General features: G+C 33.3%; 20 protein-coding genes. 6 read left to right on the top strand and 14 right to left on the bottom strand.

Going from position 1 to position 20280, the window contains the following annotated elements; translation table 11 throughout:
- Window positions 1–21 precede the first annotated feature (21 nt).
- Complete coding sequence (locus tag BN2665_RS06240) at window positions 22–504, bottom strand: hypothetical protein (RefSeq protein WP_055666249.1); 483 nt, start codon at window positions 502–504, stop codon at window positions 22–24.
- Window positions 505–582: 78 nt separating this feature from the next.
- A complete protein-coding gene (locus BN2665_RS06235) occupies window positions 583–1056 on the bottom strand; it encodes a VanZ family protein (protein ID WP_278335857.1) in 474 nt (157 codons plus the stop codon).
- Window positions 1057–1396: 340 nt separating this feature from the next.
- On the opposite strand from BN2665_RS06235, the gene BN2665_RS06230 reads away from it, so the two are divergent.
- Window positions 1397–2002 (top strand): uracil-DNA glycosylase, encoded by a 606-nt coding sequence (locus BN2665_RS06230; protein WP_055666248.1) that lies wholly within the window; start codon window positions 1397–1399, stop codon window positions 2000–2002.
- A 207-nt stretch (window positions 2003–2209) separates the two neighbouring features.
- Here BN2665_RS06230 and glgD read toward each other — a convergent pair whose 3' ends face one another.
- The 8 genes from glgD to BN2665_RS06190 form a co-directional block, all read right to left on the bottom strand.
- Window positions 2210–3334, bottom strand: coding sequence for a glucose-1-phosphate adenylyltransferase subunit GlgD (gene glgD, locus BN2665_RS06225; RefSeq protein ID WP_055666247.1), 1125 nt, complete (start codon window positions 3332–3334; stop codon window positions 2210–2212).
- 19 nt (window positions 3335–3353) lie between these two features.
- Window positions 3354–4496, bottom strand: coding sequence for a glucose-1-phosphate adenylyltransferase (locus tag BN2665_RS06220; RefSeq protein WP_055666246.1), 1143 nt, complete (start codon window positions 4494–4496; stop codon window positions 3354–3356).
- A 389-nt stretch (window positions 4497–4885) separates the two neighbouring features.
- Window positions 4886–5929 (bottom strand): ABC transporter permease, encoded by a 1044-nt coding sequence (locus tag BN2665_RS06215; RefSeq protein ID WP_055666245.1) that lies wholly within the window; start codon window positions 5927–5929, stop codon window positions 4886–4888.
- Entirely contained in the window at window positions 5922–6704 is a 783-nt protein-coding gene (locus BN2665_RS06210) for an ABC transporter permease (RefSeq protein WP_055666244.1), read from the bottom strand. Before BN2665_RS06210 ends, BN2665_RS06215 begins: the two co-directional genes overlap by 8 nt.
- 16 nt (window positions 6705–6720) lie before the next feature.
- Window positions 6721–7656: an ABC transporter ATP-binding protein gene (locus BN2665_RS06205; protein WP_055666243.1), complete on the bottom strand. Its 936-nt coding sequence runs from the start codon at window positions 7654–7656 to the stop codon at window positions 6721–6723.
- Window positions 7657–7818: 162 nt separating this feature from the next.
- On the bottom strand, window positions 7819–8448 hold the full coding sequence (locus tag BN2665_RS06200) for a response regulator transcription factor (protein WP_055666242.1): 630 nt from the start codon (window positions 8446–8448) through the stop codon (window positions 7819–7821).
- 54 nt (window positions 8449–8502) lie between these two features.
- Window positions 8503–9645, bottom strand: a complete 1143-nt coding sequence (locus tag BN2665_RS06195) for a sensor histidine kinase (protein WP_055666241.1) — start codon at window positions 9643–9645, stop codon at window positions 8503–8505.
- 285 nt (window positions 9646–9930) lie between these two features.
- Window positions 9931–11523 carry a bifunctional metallophosphatase/5'-nucleotidase gene (locus BN2665_RS06190; protein WP_055666240.1) on the bottom strand — a complete coding sequence of 531 codons (1593 nt, stop codon included), beginning with the start codon at window positions 11521–11523 and terminating at the stop codon, window positions 9931–9933.
- 484 nt (window positions 11524–12007) lie between these two features.
- Between BN2665_RS06190 and BN2665_RS06185 the strand changes: the two genes are divergently transcribed.
- From BN2665_RS06185 to BN2665_RS06175, 3 genes are read left to right on the top strand one after another with little or no spacing between them, the layout of a single operon-like run.
- The gene (locus tag BN2665_RS06185) at window positions 12008–12835 is read left to right on the top strand and encodes an ABC transporter substrate-binding protein (protein ID WP_055666239.1); all 828 of its coding nucleotides are present in this window, start codon (window positions 12008–12010) and stop codon (window positions 12833–12835) included.
- 11 nt (window positions 12836–12846) lie between these two features.
- The gene (locus tag BN2665_RS06180) at window positions 12847–13503 is read left to right on the top strand and encodes an amino acid ABC transporter permease (protein WP_055666238.1); all 657 of its coding nucleotides are present in this window, start codon (window positions 12847–12849) and stop codon (window positions 13501–13503) included.
- A complete protein-coding gene (locus BN2665_RS06175; protein ID WP_055666237.1) occupies window positions 13490–14212 on the top strand; it encodes an amino acid ABC transporter ATP-binding protein in 723 nt (240 codons plus the stop codon). The genes BN2665_RS06180 and BN2665_RS06175 overlap by 14 nt, the downstream gene beginning before the upstream one ends.
- A gap of 268 nt (window positions 14213–14480) precedes the next feature.
- Here BN2665_RS06175 and BN2665_RS06170 read toward each other — a convergent pair whose 3' ends face one another.
- Both BN2665_RS06170 and BN2665_RS26925 read right to left on the bottom strand, forming a co-directional pair.
- Window positions 14481–15044, bottom strand: a complete 564-nt coding sequence (locus BN2665_RS06170; protein ID WP_055666387.1) for a beta-class carbonic anhydrase — start codon at window positions 15042–15044, stop codon at window positions 14481–14483.
- Window positions 15045–15174: 130 nt separating this feature from the next.
- A complete protein-coding gene (locus BN2665_RS26925; RefSeq protein ID WP_154674878.1) occupies window positions 15175–15333 on the bottom strand; it encodes a hypothetical protein in 159 nt (52 codons plus the stop codon).
- A gap of 452 nt (window positions 15334–15785) precedes the next feature.
- Between BN2665_RS26925 and BN2665_RS06165 the strand changes: the two genes are divergently transcribed.
- Window positions 15786–17390, top strand: coding sequence for an IS1182 family transposase (locus BN2665_RS06165; protein ID WP_055666236.1), 1605 nt, complete (start codon window positions 15786–15788; stop codon window positions 17388–17390).
- Window positions 17391–17760: 370 nt separating this feature from the next.
- Here the strand turns inward: BN2665_RS06165 and BN2665_RS27305 are convergent, their stop codons facing one another.
- Window positions 17761–18768 (bottom strand): peptidoglycan-binding protein, encoded by a 1008-nt coding sequence (locus BN2665_RS27305; RefSeq protein WP_055666235.1) that lies wholly within the window; start codon window positions 18766–18768, stop codon window positions 17761–17763.
- A 297-nt stretch (window positions 18769–19065) separates the two neighbouring features.
- Here BN2665_RS27305 and BN2665_RS06155 point away from each other — a divergent pair, with 297 nt between their 5' ends.
- Window positions 19066–19908, top strand: a complete 843-nt coding sequence (locus BN2665_RS06155) for a M55 family metallopeptidase (protein WP_055666234.1) — start codon at window positions 19066–19068, stop codon at window positions 19906–19908.
- Here BN2665_RS06155 and BN2665_RS06150 read toward each other — a convergent pair.
- On the bottom strand, window positions 19892–20167 hold the full coding sequence (locus BN2665_RS06150) for a hypothetical protein (protein ID WP_055666233.1): 276 nt from the start codon (window positions 20165–20167) through the stop codon (window positions 19892–19894). The two genes, BN2665_RS06155 and BN2665_RS06150, sit on opposite strands and share 17 nt — an antisense overlap.
- Window positions 20168–20280 lie beyond the last annotated feature (113 nt).

Raw genomic sequence — 20280 nt, 5'->3', positions numbered from 1 at the left:
ATTATAACTTTCTAAACAGTCTTAACTTATTCCTGGTATGCTTGATTCCATTTTGAAGCCATTACCCGATTTATATATCTTTATTTTTACGTTTTCTTGACCCTTTATTTTATCTTGTGCAAAGTTATATTTACTTCCTTTAAACATGGATATTAGAGCCTCTGCCTGCTTTAAAGAAGTAATATTGCTAGCATTAAAAGAGAACTCCATGGACTTTGGCTCTTTATTAATATAGGTACCGGTTAAGCCTTCTCCTTTTAAGCTATAACTTCCATCAGCATTTTTCACAAACTTAACAGGTGTAGTACTTTCTGCCACAGCTTTTACAAGTTCCTCTTGTACCGCTTCTACTATGGGAGAATCCTTCCACTCCTTCAGTGCCTTATCCTTAACATAATTTGAAGTATCCGTTACCTTCTTGCTAAAATCAGGATTTAATAATCCCATAAAATTTAAAACTAGGATAACTGCTATGACCCCGATGATGAGCTTTATCAATTTCATAATATTTTCCCTCCCTTTATACTTTTAATTTATACCCTTTTATGAGGTGTCTTTAAAAATTAACTAGTAATTCTTCCTCTATTTTATAGAAGGTCTTTTTCTAGCAGTAACAATTGACATTAAAATTAAAGCTATCATTCCTCCACCAGTGTCTATGAGCACATCCTTAAAAGCTCCTGCTCTCCCTGGGATAAACAGCTGATGAAATTCATCAGTACAGGCATATAAGAAAACAAATATCAAAGATAAAAATAGTCTTTTTCTCAGGCTAAAATAATGCCTTATAACATTATAAATAAATAGGTATAATATAAAATACTCCGTCATGTGGGCTCCTTTTCTTACAATAAAGGTAGCCATATCCCCAAATTTGCTTTCTAAGTCTAAGCCCATTAAATTAAATAAATAAATTACAAACTTGCTCTTGCTTGAGGAATCATCTCCTGTTTGGTTAGAAAATATAAATATTACAATCATCCAAGAGATCAATAATACCCAGCTTATTATTTTATTTCTCTTTACTTTATCTAAATTCTTTACTTCTGGCTGCAATAACCTCACTCCTGTAATAAACATAATAAATTTAATACGAAAAACTCACTATTTTAGTGTAGCAATATTTTAAATAAATTTAAATGGCTAGTTGTTAAAAACTTAAATTTAGTTAGGCATCGTAAAAAAAATAACTAGTCAAAGATGCGAAGTATATTTTGCGTAAGACAAGGATACAGGTTCCATTAATAGTGGGGCTATTAGTGGGTTCTGTGGACGCAGTATTACGCAAAATAGACGAGTAGACTGACTAGTTATTTTTTTGAAGATGCCTTATATGCTTTTATATAATATAAATTAGCATATAATATATTATAGAATAAAAAAGGAGCAGATTATTATGACTTATGATGAAATAAAAGAAAAAATTAAAATTATAGCAGAAAATTATAAAGATGAACCTACAGGCGGTTTTATTACAGGTGATGGCCCCATACCAGCTAAAATACTTTTTGTAGGCGAGGCCCCTGGTAAAACAGAAGTAGAAGAAGGTAAGCCCTTTGTAGGCATGGCAGGAAAAACCTTTGAGGGATATTTAAATTCCATAGACTTTTCAAGAGAAGATGTGAGAATCACTAATACCTGTTTTTTTAGACCTATAAAATTAAAGGAAACAAAGAATGGAAAGCACTCTATAAGCAACAGACCTCCTAAAACTAAAGAAATAGAACTTTTTAGGGAAGTACTTAATGAAGAAATAGCCTTGGTTAATCCTATGATTATAGTTACCTTAGGCAATGTACCCTTAAAAAGGCTTACTAGCTTTGACAGTATCGGTGAGTGCCATGGAAATTTAGTTTTTAATGAGGAGCTCAATAAATATATATTTCCTATGTATCATCCTTCTGCTTTAACCTATAATAGAAATGAGGCTTTTTTAAAGACCTATGAGGAAGATTGGCAGAAGCTTAAAGAAGCACTTAATGGTTTAATTCACAATGCATAATACATAATGGACAATTAAGGTGGATTTTCTCCGCTGCTCTATAAAAAATCTTTAATTATATTTTTAAAGTGCTAACGCCACTTTTTAAAAAAGTCGTGGCTAAAAATTAGCCACGACTTATAAATTCATAATTTTTTATCAGCGTCAGCTGATAAAAAATTTCTCTCATTGTGAACTGTGAATTGTGCATTGAAAAACTGCTTTGTGCTAGGAATTATAATTAATTGATGGAGCTTCTTTTTCAATAACCAGAGGCAGCTCATCGTCTCCGTGAAGAATCCTCTGATTTTTTATAACTACATTTTTATCTGTTATTATATTAAACAACCTAGAATCCTCACCTATTTCACAATTCTGCATTATGATGCAGTTTTTAAGCACTGCACCTTTTCTCACCTTTACCTTTCTTGACAATATACAATTTTCCACAGTTCCTTCAATTATGCAGCCATTAGATATTAGGGAATTAGACACTTTGCTGGTTTTAGAGTACTTTGCAGGAGCCTCGTCCTTAGCCTTAGTAAATATTAGCCCTTTATTGAAAAACAACTCTTTATTTATCTTTATGTCTAGCATATCCATATTAGTCTTATAATAAGCATTTACAGAATTAACACATTCTACGTAGCCTTTAAATTCATAGGCTAAAACCTTATATTCCTCTAAGCTTCTGTAAATAGCATGTTTAACCTTTCTGCACATGCCAGTCTGGATGCATTTATAAATAAGATCTATAAATAGTGATTTCCTCATTATATACATTTCCAAGGCAATATTTGAAGAGACTTCTGTACCTAAGTTTTTTCCTACACTGAGCACCCTTCCTTGTAGGTCTATATTGGCCACATCACACCCTATAAAACTGTTATTAGCATTATTCGCTTTTTTGTAAAGAAGGGTTATATCTCCTCCAGATCTTTCATGGAACTCTACAGCCTCTTTAAAATCTATATTGCATATCATGTAAGAGGGCGCTATAATCACATTTTCCTGCCTGCTTAACTGAAGATATTCTATATTGTTTGCAAACATCTCCACGTCCTCTAAACTAGGATTTCCTGCACCAAAGTTAAAAACCCTTATACCATCTCTTTTCCTATCTAGGTCCCAAGGTCTACCATTAGATAGGTGATCTACTAAGGATCTAGATCTGCTTTTAGTGAATATACCTATGTTTTCTACTCCTGCGTTTACCATATTTGATAATATAAAATCTACAATTCTATATCTCCCTCCTATGGGTATGGAGGCTACAGGTCTGCTTCTTGTAAGTCTTTTTAATCTATCTTCATTTTCATTGAAATTTAATATGCCCATATAATTTTTTAGCATAGCTCCTTCTCCCTTCCCCTTAAATAATAGTATCCTTTTTCACTTCTTGTCCTTGTGGTATTACAGAAATTTCTAAATTATTGCCTATGCTGCAATTTCTCCTAATCACAACTCCTTGACCCACTATGGAGTTTTCAATGAGAACATTATCTCCTATTTTAGTATCTGCCATAATTACAGAGTTTTTTACATAAGAATTTTTTCCTACTTGTACATTGGCAAACAGCACAGAATTTTCAACCTTTCCATGTATCTCACAACCATTTACTACTAAAGAATCCAAAACCTCAGCATCCTTGTCTATATATTGAGGAGGTCTTGAAGGATTTACGGAGTATATCTTCCAGGAATCATCCTGTATATTTAACTCATTATCCTCCCTTAAAAGATCCATGTGGGCTTCCCAAAGGCTCTCTACTGTTCCTACGTCCTTCCAATAGGCTTCAAAAGGGTAAGCAAACATTTGCCTTCCATCCTTAAGCATCTTAGGAATTATATTTTTACCAAAATCATTATTAGAGGTCTTATCTAATTCGTCTTCTTTTAGATACTTTTTTAATAACCTCCAGTTGAAAATATAAATGCCCATAGAAGCTTTATTGCTTTTAGGCTGCTCTGGTTTTTCTTCAAACTCATAAATCTTATTATCTTTTTCCGTATTCATAATGCCAAACCTGCTAGCTTCCTCATAAGGTACTTCAATAATCGCTATGGTAGCTTCAGCTTCCCTTTGCTTATGATAGTTGAGCATTTTAGAATAATCCATTTTATAAATGTGATCCCCGGAAAGTACGAGCACATATTCAGGGTCATAATGATCTATAAAAGCTCTATTTTGATAAATAGCATTGGCAGTGCCCTTATACCAGCTGCCACCCTTCTCTTCCATGTAGGGGGGTAATAAAAAAACTCCTCCATCCCTTCTATCCAAGTCCCAATTGCTCCCTATCCCTATGTGGGAATTTAGCGCTAAAGGCTTATACTGAGTAAGCACTCCCACGGTATAAATCCCTGAATTAGAGCAATTACTTAAAGTAAAATCAATAATTCTATACTTGCCACCAAAAGGTACTGCCGGCTTTGCAATCTTTTTAGTAAGCACTCCTAATCTGCTTCCCTGCCCTCCGGCTAGAATCATTGCTATAATTTCTTTTTTAGACATAAAATCTCCCCTTTGTATACTATTAAAGACTGCTATTTTATATTTATATAAATTTTTATATTTTATAAAAAATCTCTCAATATATTTTATTAGAGCTTTATTTTTTTATGATTAAATTAAAAAAGTTTAAATTTTGGGAAAATTCTGTTTTAAATCAGATTATTTATTAAATCAGTGATATAATTAGAATATTAATGAAATATAGCTATATGTAGGGGGAAATAAAATAATGAACATACGCTTTGAGGAATTTAGAAATGAAAAACTACATCAGTAAATTGGCATGACTTTAAGTACTAAGTATGTGAACAAGCAATATAAAAAAATCCGTATATGATTTGCTTTCATATACGGATTTATTATGCACTTACAAAAAGTTTTCAACTGTTTTACATTTCATCTTCTGCTGGAACTAAAACCTTAACTCCAAAGGTAAAAAATACTGCTCCAAAAAGAAGAAGGATAAGAAGATTTAACTGTAGGTCTATAAAGGAATTTCCTGCTATTAATTTATCAAAAGCCTCCATTGCCCACTTCTGTGGTATAAAGTTAGCTACAGCTTTCATGTCGCTGCTCATCATACTTACCGGAACAAAACTCCCACCCATAGCACTCATACATCCTGCCATAATAAAATTCAATAGAGCCAGCGCTTGGGCGCTTTTTATTAAGCCTGCCAGTGCTATATTTATCCCTATAGATGCTATGAGATAAAATACAAGTATTATAAAGAGGCTTAATGCCGAAACTCCAAAGTCCAGATTTAATATATATATTGCTGTAATTAAGAACATTCCAATCTGTACAATTCCTAAAATTAAGTCCGCCAAGAGATTTCCAAGTATTATTTCATAATTCCTCACTGGCGCACAAAACATCCTCGTAAAGGTCTTTGAGTTTTTATCCTCCAGAATCATATTCATACAAGTTCCTGCAAACATAAATATGAACATCAAAAGAAATCCTATGGCCGCATTTGGCTCCCTTGAACTATTACTTGGCTGAGCATCTGGCTCCCCTGTGAAGTTTGCTGATGGGTTTTCCTCACCCGCAAGAAAGTTATCAATTATAGTATTAATTTTCATTACATTGCTGTCTTGTTTAATATATAGTATTTGCGCCTTGCCATTAGCGGCTGTCTTCTGATTTTCAGGCATAATAACCCCAACTTTGACCTTTTTCTCCTTTACTAACTGATTTATTTCCTTTTCATCTGCGATACTTACTTTAAACGCTCCTGTTGCTTCAATAGCTTTGATTAGCCTGCTTTTTTGTTCAATATTTGCCATGGCTATTTTTTCGGTACTGGACTTACTAAAAAGAAATACCGAAAGTAAGCCTCCAAGTAGAGGAAGTATCAATATTAGAGCTATAGAGAAGGGGTCCTTTAAAAGCCTTCTTATTAAATTAGCTGCAATTTTTATGCTATTCATAGGACTGCCCCCTTCCATATAAGATACTTCCAAGGAATAAAAATACGACAGCTGTACCCATTAACACCCCTAGATTTCCCAAGATGCTACTTACACTATTTCCCTGCATGATAGACAGATAAGCTTCATAAATCCATTTATTTACCGTAAACTTGGATATACCATCAAGCTGTCCTCCAAGGGTAAAGGTGTCACTAAGAAAAGCGATTACAAACAATATAAAAGTAACAGCTCCTACTGCAGTTTTAGGCGTTTTAAACATCGCTGCTAAAACAAAACTACAGGACACAGACAGGAGTGATGCAAACAAGGTTACAATTGCTAATCCTTGAAGGGACTTACCCCAATTTATTCCGAAAAGTACGCTGGAGGACACTATATAGATTGCTGCTATAAGCATAGATGCTAAGGTCTGCGCCAACACATATCCAGTATTAATCCATCTCCGCTTTACCGGAGTAGAATATATTCTCATTAAAGTGTTATTTCTTCTGTCAGAAACATTAAGATTTACCATTATAAGTCCTGTAAGCATTAAAAAATATGCTAAAGTAGAGGCTGCTACTAGTTGCTCAAGGTTTGTACTTCTCAACTGTTCCAAAGGTACCAATATTGTATGTCTTCCTTCCAGATTATCAATGCCTTTAGATATGGCTGAAATATTTGATTTCACTAAAAATGTCTGAAATAATGGTCCTAAAACCAATATAAGAATGAGTATATAACTACAGAAAGCTCTTTTTAAATAATTAACCCCTGCTTTTAATGCAATCATATTCTATTCCTCCCTTCTAATCTCTCAGGCTTCTGCCGGTGAGTGAAAGGAACACACTTTCAAGGTCCGGTTCTCTCATACCAATATTGCGCACTTTGATACCACCCTTTGACAAAACAAATAGTGCATCCTGCAGTATAGCTTGTGCATTTACAGAACTTATCTCTATGGTATTTTGTTTCAGTGATATACTCTTTACTCCATTAATCTTCTTTAATTCCTCTATAGGGTTATATCTTATATCTGTTGCTTCTATTGATATTATTTCATCTGTTTTATGAAGTTTCTTAACCTGATTCTTATCTCCGTAGGCTATTAACTTTCCATGATCGATTATTCCAACTCTCTCGCATACCGCATCTACCTCCTCCATATAATGACTTGTATAGATTATAGTAGAACCTCTTCTGTTAAGCTCCCTAACGGATTCGAGAATGTGATTTCGCGATTGAGGATCGATGCCAACTGTTGGTTCGTCCATAATTATTATCTTAGGCTGATGAACTATTGCACAGGCTATATTTAGCCTCCTTTTCATTCCACCAGAAAAGCTTTTAGGTTTATCTTTAGCCTTATCCTTTAAACCTACAAACCCTAGAGCCTCTTCAGTCTTTTGCTTTAATTCTTTTCTGCCCAGTCCGTAAAGACTTCCAAAGAACTCCACATTTTCTTTAGCAGACAAGCCTTCATATATAGCAATATCCTGTGGAACTAACCCAAGTAATTTCTTTGTTTCCTGCGGGTCTTTTCTCACCTCTATACCATTAACATATATTTCTCCACTGTTATATTTCAGTAGTCCCATAAGAATTTTTATGGTTGTACTCTTCCCCGCCCCGTTAGGCCCCAGCAGTCCAAATACTTCTCCCTCATTAATATCAAAGCTTAAGTTATCCAAAGCCAAATAGCTCCCATACCGTTTCACCAAATCTTTTATCGTTATTAAAGACATATACCCCGCCTCCAATACTTAGGCATCTCCAAAAAAGTGACTAGTTATTTTTTACGACGCCTTATAACCTATAATCTTATTTTATCTTCTGTTTACACCTGCTTCTATAACCGCAAGTCATCTGATTGAATGACTTAGGTCACTCTTGAAGGATATGTCCCTTTAATTTTTTAAATAGAAAATAGCTATTTGAGTTCTGTCCCTGAGGTTAAGTTTACTCAGAATTTCTGTTATTTTATTCTTTATGGTGCCCTCACTTAAAAACACTTTTTCAGAGATTTCCTTATTTGTGTACCCGTCAGAAATAAGCTTTATAATTTCAAGCTCTACTTCTGTAAATCCGTAGCTGGACATTTTTTTAGCTCTGTCCTTCTTTAGCATATTTGATACCCTGGAAGCAACCTCTGAATGCACAAGCAAGTTTCCTCCTTGCACAACTCTTATTGCCTCGATAATTTTATCTGGCTTTACACTTTTTAAAAGATAGCCCTTTGCACCGTTTTTTAATGCCTCAAATATATATTCATCATCATTAAAGGTTGTTAAAATAATTACCTTAGTTTGAGAAAAGGTCTCCATTATCTTTTTTGTAGCAAGTACTCCATCACATATGGGCATTCGTATATCCATTAAAACTATGTCCACATTTCCTACCTCTACAATCCTTCTGTAGGCTTCATCTCCATTAGAACATACTCCCACAACTTCTATATCATCTTCTAGCTGAAGAATTATTTTAAGGCTATTTGTTATTAACTCCTCATCATCTGCAATTAAAACCCTTATACTCATTTTCCTCATCAACCTCCCAGTGCAAATTACTATGTAAAAGTCCTATACAACACTTCATCTTAAAGGTATTATTGTTTTTATTTCAAAACCGCTATCTGATTTATAGCTGAGGTTCCCTCCCACGATGCTGATCCTATCTTCCATACCACTAATACCTATACCTTTCATTACCTCCTTGCAGCCTGTCCCATTATCTTTAACAAGTAATACTACTTGCTTCTCTTCATATTGAAGATTCACTTCTATCTTATCAGCCTTACCATGTCTTACTGCATTCGTAATTGCCTCTTGAGCATTTTTATATAGAGCTATTTCTGCGCTTGGATATAATTCTACGGGAGATCCATGAATGTTGAACTCTATGCTGATACCTGTAGCTTTGCGAAAATCGCTTATCATCTGCTCCATGGAAAGTAATCTGCTATAGTTATCATCAGGCATCATACTTCTAACGGTCTGCCTCAGTATATCAATGCATTTACTTAAATTATCCCTAACTTCATTGAACATTTTATTGCCCTTTTCCGGGAATCTTTCAGATAACCTTATAGCTGCATCAACCTGCATCAAAACTCCTGTAAGCTTATGTCCTATAGTATCATGTATCTCCCTGGAAATTCTATTGCGTTCCTGAAATTGAGATAGTTCTTCTATCTTGCTGGCATATTCCTTAATCATATTTCTTGAATCTTCAAGTTGATAGCTATATCGCCGGTTCTCATCATACAAGCCTTCAATTTCTTTAATGGTATCTTTTAAGATTCTCGTCATTATTGAAAATACAGCTATTGAAACCGTAATAAAAACATTTAGAACTACCACGTTTAATGCCTGCAACTTTAAATAATATATCAAAAAGCCTAATATTATTGAGGTAACTATATATCCCTCTATAGAAAATAATATTAAGCTGTCCATTATCGTTACATATAAAAGCATATAAGAAAAAAGGGAATAGCTTCTGCTCAAAACAAATACTAACCCTATGTCCACAAATAAAGATAAGAGAAAAATTCTTTTATCAATAAGCTTATTTAGAAATATAATTCTAATCCTGGAGTTTAAAATAAATAAGAGGAGTATAACAATAAATCCAGCTATATTCTCAAGTTTATAATTATATGCTGTACCCCCAGCCACTAGAATATACACCAAAAGTCTTATAATTCCTTCTGCATTTATATAACTTATTTTCATAAAAAACCCCCATACCATAAATTCCCATAGACTTATTTTTAATATAACACATGAGCCTCTATAGCGGCAAGAAATGGATGGTATTTCTCCGTTGCACTACGAAAAATCTTTAATTATAATTTTTAGTAGCTTTTCCACCTTAAAAAGCCGTGGCTAAGCACTCGCCACGCTTCATAGATTCCTAATTTTTTCGCAGCGTTAGCGTATAAAAAATCTCCTTCATTCTGAATTGTGCATTAAAAAAGGCTAAAGAATAGCCTTTTAGTAAAAATTGCTTTGTAATTTTTATTGAGAAGTCACTACCTCCCAATTATTATCCACTTCCGCCTTAATAACCCTTCTTTCTAATATATAATTTGCTATTAATTCTGCCATATCTATAGGGATATCCTTTATTATAGGCCTATTTTTAAACATAGTATACTCTCCGCCGCCACTGGCTCTATAATTGTTCATTACCACATCATAATCCTTATGCATCTCCACAGGCTTACCTTTATAATATAGCTCTACTACTCTAGAGCCTATAGGTTTTGATATATCTAGCTTATAATTTATACCTTCCCACATATCATAATTGTAATGTTGTATCTTTATATTAGTAAAATCTTTGCTTACCTTTATGTCACCGCCCTCGTATTGCTGAAAATAACAAGCGCTTCTCTCTAAAGCTTCCTTTATATCTTCTCCCTTTACCCTTAATACCTTTAAGGTATTAGGATATATATAATTAGAAACTATATCTCGCATGGTGATTTTACCATTAAAACCCTTAGCCGAATTGTCAAAAAGAGAGGTGCTAGAAATGTCTACATTGCCATTCTCCATTTGAACCTTATTAAGAAACTCTATAAGGGCATGATCTTTAAGTCTAACCTCCATCGGGTCCTTTATAGTCATATCTCCTTCTACCTCTCCTATGGAGGTATCTAACCATTTTTGAGTATTATCTTCATAGGACTTTATGCTTTCTAATATTTCAAGATCTTCCTTGTAGTCCTTTACCAAAATGAGCTCAGAATTCTTATCTACTATTTTCCATCCATTTTCATACTTTAAACTAATATTTATCTTTCCTAAATATTGACCATAGCTCCCTGGTTGAAGCACTAATACTCCATTAATAATCTTATTCTCTATAACTCTATGCTGATGTCCTGTTAAAAGCACATCAATTTCAGGATATTGCATGCAAAGTTTATAACCTTCGTTTTCACCTGTGAGCTTTTCTGAAGGCTCACCATTATCCAGGTCTCTCTCAAAGCCTCCATGATAGGACACTATTAATACATCCACCTTTTCCTGCTCTCTGAGAATTTTTATCCACTTTTCTCCTTCTTCCACAGCACTTAAGAACTTTATACCTGAAATGTTACTGGCGTTTTCCCAATTAGGTATGTACTGAGTTGTAAGTCCTAGAATTCCTACCTTTAAGCCTTTATCTTTTATTGAAAACTCTTTTATTATATAGGGCTTTCCAAATAGCGTCTCTCCCGTCTTCTCATCTATTATATTTGCAGATAGCCAAGGAAATTTAGAGCTTTTAACCCCTTCAAATAGCAGCTTCTTGCCATAGTTAAATTCATGATTCCCCACTACAGCGCAGTCATATTTCAGTAAATTTAATACTTTTATTAAAGGATTTATACCTTCATCATTTATCTTTGCATAATAGTAGGTTAAAGGAGTGCCTTGCAGTATATCCCCATTATCTATAAGTATAAGGTTTTTATTATTTTTTCTTTCTTCTTTTATTATAGTAGCTATTTTACCTAAGCCTAATTCTTTTCTTTTATTATTAGCATAGTTAACAGGAAATACAAAACCATGTATATCCGTACTCTCTAATACGGTAAGCTTTAAAATATGTTCTTCCATAATTTCACCCTTATCTCTTATATATTTTTAGAAGCCATTTCTTTAAGATATAGCTTTATGAAAATTTTATAAGCATATATTGAAATTATTTGTATTTATTTCTAAAGTTATTTATCTTATTATACCATGCAAAAATTCTACTTCAATTATTCAACACAGATAAATTCTTTGATTCTTGTTATATTTATAGAGAAACTTATATTTATGCATAAAGCCATTGTATACATTTTCATCGATTAATCTCTATATTCAATATTTTCTGAAAATAAAATTTATCAAAAATAATCTTTTCAAGCCTTATATTTCTACAATTAATATAGGATTTTTTAGAAAAAAAATGCTTTAATTTTTTTAAAATAACTATTGCATAATTATAAAAATATGCTGTATAATTATACACATGTTGAAGAATAGAAATTATTAATAAGATAACTTGAATAAATATTCTAGTATATTTTAATAAGAAGATGGGGAGGATTTATAAATGAAAAAAGGTTTATTAAAGAAAGTATTAGCTACAGCAATGTCTATGGCTTTGGTATTATCATTATCTGCTTGTGCAAAGAAAAGTGAGGCAACAGGTGCTAAGAGTGATTCTACAACTCCAATAGTGGACAAAATTAAAAAATCAGGAAAGTTAGTATTAGGAACTAGCCCAGACTATCCGCCTTATGAGTTCATAAATGGCAAAAATGAAATAGTTGGTTTTGATATAGAAATAGCTAAGGAGCTAGCTAAAGATTTAGGAGTAAAGCTTGAAATAAAAGATATGAAGTTTGATGGACTTTTAGCTGCTTTACAATCTGGTAATGTAGATATAGTTTTAGCTGGCATGACCCCAACAGATGAAAGAAAGCAAAACGTAGATTTCTCAAAAATATATTACACTTCTCTTCAAGGAATAGTAGTCAGAACTGAAGATAAGGATAAATATAATTCTTTAGATGCTCTTGCAGGAAAGAAAATAGGTGTTCAAAAGGGTTCTATACAAGAAGGTCTTGCTAAGGAGCAAATAAAGAACGCTGACATAAAGGCTTTAGGAAAAGTTACTGATATTATGCTTGAGCTTAAAAATAAAAAGGTTGATGCTATAGTAGTTGAAAAGCCAGTAGCAGAAGCCTATGTAAGCAAAAATCCTGATTTATCTATACCTGCAGTTACTGTAACTCAAAGCGAAGAAAACGGTTCTGCTGTAGCTGTTAAAAAAGGCTCTAGTGATTTAATAGAAGCTTTAAACAAATCTCTAGACAGAATTATAAAAGATAAATTAGTGGATAAGTTCGTAACTGAAGCTAACGAACAAGTAGAATAGGAGGCAGTTCATTGGATTTTAGTTTTTTACCTAAGTATTCTAGTTTCTTTATAAATGGGGCTAAGTTCACTCTTGTACTAGCCCTCTTCACTGTGTTATTAGGCACTTTATTAGGATTATTTCTGTCCTTAATGAAATTATCTAATAGTAAAATTTTAAATTTTATAGCTACGGCTTATATTGAATTCATAAGAGGTACTCCTTTACTAGTTCAGCTTTATATTATTTACTATGGTCTACCTTCTCTAGGAATTGAGTTTCCTGACATGATAGCTGGTATTATAACACTTTCTATAAATAGCGCTGCTTATGTAGCCGAGGTAATAAGAGCAGGTATAAATGCAGTAGACAAAGGACAGATGGAAGCTGCTAGAAGTTTAGGAATGCCAGGTTCTATGGCTATGAGACACATCATCATCCCTCAGGCTTTTAAGAACATACTACCTGCCTTAGGAAATGAATTTATAGTAGTAGTAAAAGAATCTTCCATAGTTTCAGTTATAGGAATTCATGAGCTTATGTACAACGCGGATACTGTAAGAGGTAATTTATTTAAGCCTTTCGAACCACTAATTGTAGCAGCCATTATTTATTTCATTATGACCTTTACATTATCTAAGCTTTTAGGAATAGCTGAAAGGAGGATGAGAGTAAGTGATAAGCATTAAAAATTTACACAAATCCTTTGGTAAAGTCCACGTTTTAAAAGGAGTTAATGAGGAAATAAAAAAAGGTGAAGTTGTGGTGGTTATAGGTCCTAGCGGCTCCGGTAAAAGCACCTTTTTAAGATGTTTAAATCTCCTTGAGGCTCCCAATGAAGGTAATATTGTTTTTGAAGGAAATGATTTAACTGATAAAAAAGTTGATATAAATAAATTAAGAGAAAAAATGGGTATGGTTTTCCAACAGTTTAATTTATTCCCTCATAAAACTGTATTAGATAATATAACTTTAGCACCTATAAAGGTTAAAAACAAATCTAAAGAAGAAGCTGAAGCCATAGCTTTCAAATTATTAAAGAAAATAGGCCTTGAAGAAAAGGCTAAAAGCTATCCAGCACAGCTTTCTGGTGGGCAGAAGCAAAGAATAGCCATAGCAAGAGCTCTAGCTATGGAACCAGATGTTATGCTATTTGATGAACCAACTTCCGCTCTTGACCCTGAAATGGTCGGGGAAGTTTTAAATGTTATGAAGGAATTAGCTGCCGAAGGCATGACTATGGTAGTTGTTACCCATGAGATGGGCTTTGCAAGAGAGGTTGGAGATAGAGTACTCTTCATGGATGATGGAAATATAGTAGAACAAGGAACTCCAGAAGAAATATTCTCGAACCCACAGAATCCAAGAACTAAAGACTTTTTAAGCAAGGTTTTATAAAAAGACGACAATGAAGTGCATCACGAATGTTAGTGAATTTTGTATAACATTTGCGGTGCACTTCACTTATGTTGTCTTTTTTAATTTATAATTAATGAGGTCTTTTATCATACAGCTCTATAGGAGGATGTGAAAAAAGGTGTTCTATAGATTTCCCTACACCACGCGTGGTGCCCCACGAGCGGCCCGTGAAAAAGAACACCTATGTTTTTCACATCCTCCTATAGGATATCTACTAAGGCAGATTCGCAATAATATAAATTTACCTTTAAGGTTCATATCCGTTTACCACCACTTCAAGGCTTCCCGTATAAGGATCAATAATAAGTCCATGAATATTTACATCCTTAGGAATTAAAGGGTGATTTTTAATCACTTTTACACTCTCTTTTATAGATTCCTCTACGGATTCAAATCCATGAAGCCATTTTGCAACATCTATTCCAGAATTATATAAGGTAGCTATGGTTTCTTCAGTTACGCCCCTATTTACTATCTTGTTCATAATACTATTAGTATCTAGATTGCTCATACCGCAGCCATGATGTCCAACCACAATCACATCTTCAGCATTAAATTCATAAATAGCCACTATGATGCTTCTAATAATGCTGCCGAATGGATGCATTATAGTTGCTCCTGCATTTTTCACTATTTTTGCATCTCCATTTTTTATGTTCATGGCTTTTGGCAATAGCTCTGTTAATCTTGTATCCATACATGATAAAATTACTAGCTTTTTATTCGGATTACTTGTTGATCTATATTTTTCATATCGTTTATCTTTAACAAATTGTTTATTATATGATAATATCTCATCTAATCTTTTTATATTATTTTTATCCATATTAAGTACCTCGTATATATTTAGTTATCAAAATATATTATATATTATTTTTTAATATACCTCTATAACATATTAAGCCCTCTGCACCCCTGCTTAATGTGGATTATTCGTTATATTAGAGCATCAACACCACAAACCCGGTTATAGGCAACACAAGAGCCATCATAACCCAGCTGAATGTATCTCTTTTTTTCCTATTAGTCATAAATATACAAGCAAAAACACTTATCAATAAAATGGCAAATCCTATAAGTCTATTTATCTCACCTGTCATAAAATCCCCTCCCTAGTTCTTTTTTAATATATATAAGTTGCAAAAATTCAAGTTCTATTTTCACTTCATTACTTATTGTAGCTTGTACATAATTTCTATTCCATAGGATTGTATTACATTCATTGATACTATCCTTACAGTTTTGTAATATCTTAGGCCAAAACTTAATGCTACACACTGTTCTTTTCATATTAATTGGTATATAAGGTCATATAATCTGTATAACCTCAAACTTATGAAGTATTCATCACCTTATTCTACGGAAAAAATTTGTCTAAAACTCTTAGTTCATGCAATATTAAGGATTTTTTAAGATTCTCTCTCCTAAGCAACAAAAATTAAGGGGCTGTTGCACAACTAACTAAATAGTTAGCTGTGTAGCAGCCCTGTTTTTATTTCAGATATAGAAAATGCGGGGCTCGAAAGCCTCGCAAATGTTGTATAATTATAGTATGCTAAAACCAAATTATCAACATAAAAATTATACTTCATCAAATGGATATTATCAACTGGTTCTTCCATTTGATTTTGAAATGTTGATACCTGAGGATGATTCAGTCCGCCTGCTTAGCCAAATATTGGAGGGATTAAATTACGAAAAATTATACAAGGCGTACTCTTCCGTTGGAAGAAAACCGGCAGTGGAACCTAAAATCCTATTTAAGGTATTAACATATGCTTATTCAAACAACATATATTCGAGTAGAAAGATTGCAGTTGCATGCAGAAGGGATATTAACTTCATGTGGTTACTTCAAGGCGCGAAAGCACCGGATCACGCTACAATTGCTAGGTTTAGAAAAGAATATTTATCAGAAGCAGTGGAAGACTTGTTTTATCAGCTAGTTCAATATCTTCATAGTATAGGAGAAATCAATTTTGAGAATCTTTTTGTAGATGGAACGAAAATTGAAGCAAATGCTAATCGCTACACTTTTGTATGGAAAAAAGTTGTTAATAAAAATGAAAGCAAGATGTTTGAGAAGATACAGTCTTGCATTGAAGCTGTTAACTTAAGCTTTATGACAAACTTTGCTGTCGCAAAGGATAACACTGCTCAGGATATTAAGAAAGTACTTGACTTTATTAATCAAAAGATAAATGAAGAAAATATAGAGCTAGTTCATGGTATTGGTAAGCGCAAATCAAAGCTTCAGAAATTCAAAGAGGAGCTAGAATGTTACTATGAGCGTCAAGAGAAATACAACATGCATAATGGGATATTCAATGGAAGAAATAGTTATTCGAAGACTGACCATGATGCAACTTTTATGCACATGAAAGATGATCATATGCGCAACTCACAGCTAAAACCAGGTTATAATGTTCAAATAGGAGTAGAAAGTGAATATGTAACTGGTGTTGGTATATTTCAGGATAGAGCTGATATTACTACACTAATACCATTTCTAGATGATATGAAATCAAACTTAGGAGTTAAATATAAAAATATAATTGCTGATTCTGGTTATGAAAGTGAAGAGAATTATATTTACCTAGAAAATCAAGGGCAAAAATACTACATAAAACCTCAGACCTATGAAAAGTGGAAGAAGAAAAGCTTTAAGAAGGATATTAGCAAGCGTGAAAATATGACCTATAACGAAGAAAAAGATGAGTATACCTGCCATAATGGGAAGCATTTGAAAAAGATAGGTATAGCCCATAGAACTTCAGCTACTGGCTATAGTTCAGAGACAACTGTTTATGAATGTGAAGATTGCAGTAACTGCCAGTTTAAAGCAAAATGTACAAAAGCACGAGGAAATAGGAAAATGCAGGTATCTAAAACATTTGTAGCAAAGCGTCAGATATCCCTTGAAAACATAACATCCTCAGAGGGTATTATGTTAAGGATAAACCGTTCAATTCAAGTAGAAGGAGCTTTTGGAGTACTAAAAAATGACTACCAATTCAATCGTTTCTTAACACGTGGCAAAAATAGTGTTAAGAATGAGTTCCTTCTTCTTTGTTTTGGCTTCAATATAAATAAATTGCATTCAAAAATACAAAATGATAGGTGCAAAAAACATCTTCATGAAGCAAAAATAGCCTAAGAGTAAGACAAAATTTCTCAAGAAAGTGTTAGGCTTATTTAAGTGCGTCAAAAAATCAAGAATTCATGAAAACTTGGAGTAATGGCCCTGTTTTTATAATCGATTTTTATCTGAATACAAAAAAGGAGTGGAGCAAACTACTTTTTAAAGTAGTTTTGCGACACTCCCTACCGTGCAGAATATTATTTTAAATTAACAACCTATTTAAAACCTTACTAAGAAAATTATAATCAAAGATTTATATAAGAAAAACATTAATATCTATATAGATTTGGCATATTAATCATAAATCAACTATGTATATTAAAGAACTTTTAATTTATATCTTGCTATAATAAGATAAAAACATAAAAGTATGGAAATGTATGTGTTAACGAATTATAGATAGATCTTTAGCTCCCATAGGATTAACAAGATCTGCTCTACGTTGGTAATTAGCTGCTGATACATAATAGTAGTTAGAAGAATTAGCTGTTTGAGTAAGTGCTCCAGACACAGTTCCCATGTACACTTCTAAGTGAAGCATTTGAGAACCTGTATTTGATCTCATTACAGTACCTACTACAGTACCTTTGCTTACTCTACCACCCACACTTACCCAAGGACTTATTTCACAGTATCTTGCTACTGTTCCGTCATCATTCTTTACCTCTACAGCTTTAGTTCCTTCATAGAACTCATAAATGTTGATGACTTGTCCACTTGTCATAGCTAAAACTTGTCTTCCAGCCTCAGCGGTAAAATCTACTCCCGCATGATATCTACCACTACTTCTTGCTACACCAAATTCTCTACCTCCAGTAGTTGGATCTAAAGTAGGGCCACCCTTTAAAGGATGTATCCAGCTTGATTGTCTGCTTGTCCAAAAACTACCGCCTGTGGATCCTCCAGTACCTCCTATAAGATACTGCCAAGTTGTAGGTCCAACTATGCCATCAGAAGCTATTCCGTTCTTAGATTGAAAGCTTCTTACTGCACTTTCAGTACCTGATCCAAATATGCCATCTACAGAAACAGAGTAACCATATTTATTCATTAATTGGTACTGAGCGGCTTTTACAGCATTATTGTTTGAACCATTGCTTATTGTGACAACTAGTTTCGACCAAGTATTTGCTCCAACTATACCGTCTGCAGTTAAGGCATTACTTGATTGAAAGCTTTTCACTGCACTTTCTGTTCCAGAACCAAACATTCCATCTACAGAAACGCTATAACCTTTGTTTAGAAGTAGATACTGCAAGGAATATACATTAGTACCGCTACTTCCATTTTGTAGTAAGGGCCAAGATGGCGTCGCTGCTTTTACAGGTTGATTAGGAGTAACTAAGATAAGCAAAAATAGAATAGTCATAATAAATGAAAATCTTTTTTTCATATTTTATACCTCCCAAGAATTTAATTATCCTGCACGGTATAGACTTATTATACACCTCAGTAATATGTTGGTAAACTACCCTTTTGTTAACAAATTGTAAATTTATAATATAATATTGTATTATATTAAATATATTATTAAACTTCACTATAGCTTTTTCTTATCTTATAGCCTTCCCTTATCTTTCTTAAAGAAAATTCAATATTTTCATCTTAAATTTGTACGAAGAAAAACATTAGTATAATTTATAGTTTATAATAAATATATATACTTTTTTACCAAAAGGAGGATTTTATAATGAAGCTTTATATTTCTCTAGACATGGAAGGTATAGCTGGTACCTTTGACTGGAGGCAGGAAGAAAAGGATCGGGACAAGGTTAGAGCCTGTATACATGATCAAATGACTTGGGTTATGGAAGGCATTTTAAAAAGCTCTAGAAACAAAGACATTGAGGAAATAGTAATAGCAGATTCTCACGCTCTAGGAGATAATCTTCTCTATAAATTCACAGAAATAGATCCTAGAATATCTATTATATCCGGTTATCCAAGAGCCCAATACATGATGCCTGCTCTAGATTCCAGCTATGATTTGGTATTTTTTATAGGTTATCATGCGGGAGTAGGTACCCCTAGCGGTGCTATGGATCACACTTATTCTAGCAGAAGAGTGCATAAGCTGTGGATAAATGATATGGCAATGAATGAATCCTTAATAAACGCTGCCTATGCAGGGTACTACAATATTCCTGTGGGATTAGTGGTGGGAGATGCAGCACTTCAAAAGGAACTTTATAGTGAAGGCGCTATGCCCTGGGTAAAATATGTGGTAACAAAGGAGTCCTTAGGCAAATTTTCTTCTAAACTTATTTCCCTAGGCAAGGTAAAAGAATCTACTATCAACGCTGTAGCCGAGACTTTGGATATGAATTTTAAAGACTTACCTATTTACAAATTTAATGACCCTATAGAGTTAAAAATCGAATTTAACAGTACAGCAATGGCAGAGATAGCCTCACTTATGCCTTACACCAACCGATTAGACGGAAGAACTATCTCCTTTGTCCATGAAGATTATAAAACTATTTTTGATGCGTTGATGGCTTTAGTTACTCTAGCATCTACAGTAAATGCTTAACTATCTGCTTTTTCTTTATAGTATAAAGAAGTATAAATGTGGCTATAAAATTTGCACCTATTAATCCGTACCCAAAATCCAAAAAGAGTCCATTGTTAATTTTATTGTAGGTACAAATCCTAAGCCAGCCTGCTCCAAGACTAAAAGCTTCCACATCCCTTCCATACATAAGCATGGAAATTAGAATAAGAAGCAGTATCAATGCAAAAAATAGAATTATAAAAATCTTAATAAACTTATTGAAATATTCTCCTATCACAATTTTACTCCTCAATAAAATGTACTCTATATATACATATGAGGATAAAAGCATATTATACCTATATATTAAGGGACATATCCTATAGCATAGATGTTATAGAATATGTCCCT

This window comes from Desnuesiella massiliensis, from assembly GCF_001403615.1.
Taxonomy (GTDB): Bacteria; Bacillota; Clostridia; order Clostridiales; family Clostridiaceae; genus Desnuesiella; species Desnuesiella massiliensis.
This window is presented reverse-complemented; position numbering and strand designations above follow the sequence as displayed.

Coding starts and splice junctions, on each gene's coding strand:
- BN2665_RS06240 (WP_055666249.1), bottom strand. CDS start 504: ATGAAATTGATAAAGCTCATCATCGGGGTCATAGCAGTTATCCTAGTT.
- BN2665_RS06230 (WP_055666248.1), top strand. CDS start 1,397: ATGACTTATGATGAAATAAAAGAAAAAATTAAAATTATAGCAGAAAAT.
- glgD (WP_055666247.1), bottom strand. CDS start 3,334: ATGCTAAAAAATTATATGGGCATATTAAATTTCAATGAAAATGAAGAT.
- BN2665_RS06220 (WP_055666246.1), bottom strand. CDS start 4,496: ATGTCTAAAAAAGAAATTATAGCAATGATTCTAGCCGGAGGGCAGGGA.
- BN2665_RS06215 (WP_055666245.1), bottom strand. CDS start 5,929: ATGAATAGCATAAAAATTGCAGCTAATTTAATAAGAAGGCTTTTAAAG.
- BN2665_RS06210 (WP_055666244.1), bottom strand. CDS start 6,704: ATGATTGCATTAAAAGCAGGGGTTAATTATTTAAAAAGAGCTTTCTGT.
- BN2665_RS06205 (WP_055666243.1), bottom strand. CDS start 7,656: ATGTCTTTAATAACGATAAAAGATTTGGTGAAACGGTATGGGAGCTAT.
- BN2665_RS06200 (WP_055666242.1), bottom strand. CDS start 8,448: ATGAGTATAAGGGTTTTAATTGCAGATGATGAGGAGTTAATAACAAAT.
- BN2665_RS06195 (WP_055666241.1), bottom strand. CDS start 9,645: ATGAAAATAAGTTATATAAATGCAGAAGGAATTATAAGACTTTTGGTG.
- BN2665_RS06190 (WP_055666240.1), bottom strand. CDS start 11,523: ATGGAAGAACATATTTTAAAGCTTACCGTATTAGAGAGTACGGATATA.
- BN2665_RS06185 (WP_055666239.1), top strand. CDS start 12,008: ATGAAAAAAGGTTTATTAAAGAAAGTATTAGCTACAGCAATGTCTATG.
- BN2665_RS26925 (WP_154674878.1), bottom strand. CDS start 15,333: ATGACAGGTGAGATAAATAGACTTATAGGATTTGCCATTTTATTGATA.
- BN2665_RS06165 (WP_055666236.1), top strand. CDS start 15,786: ATGCTAAAACCAAATTATCAACATAAAAATTATACTTCATCAAATGGA.
- BN2665_RS27305 (WP_055666235.1), bottom strand. CDS start 18,768: ATGAAAAAAAGATTTTCATTTATTATGACTATTCTATTTTTGCTTATC.
- BN2665_RS06155 (WP_055666234.1), top strand. CDS start 19,066: ATGAAGCTTTATATTTCTCTAGACATGGAAGGTATAGCTGGTACCTTT.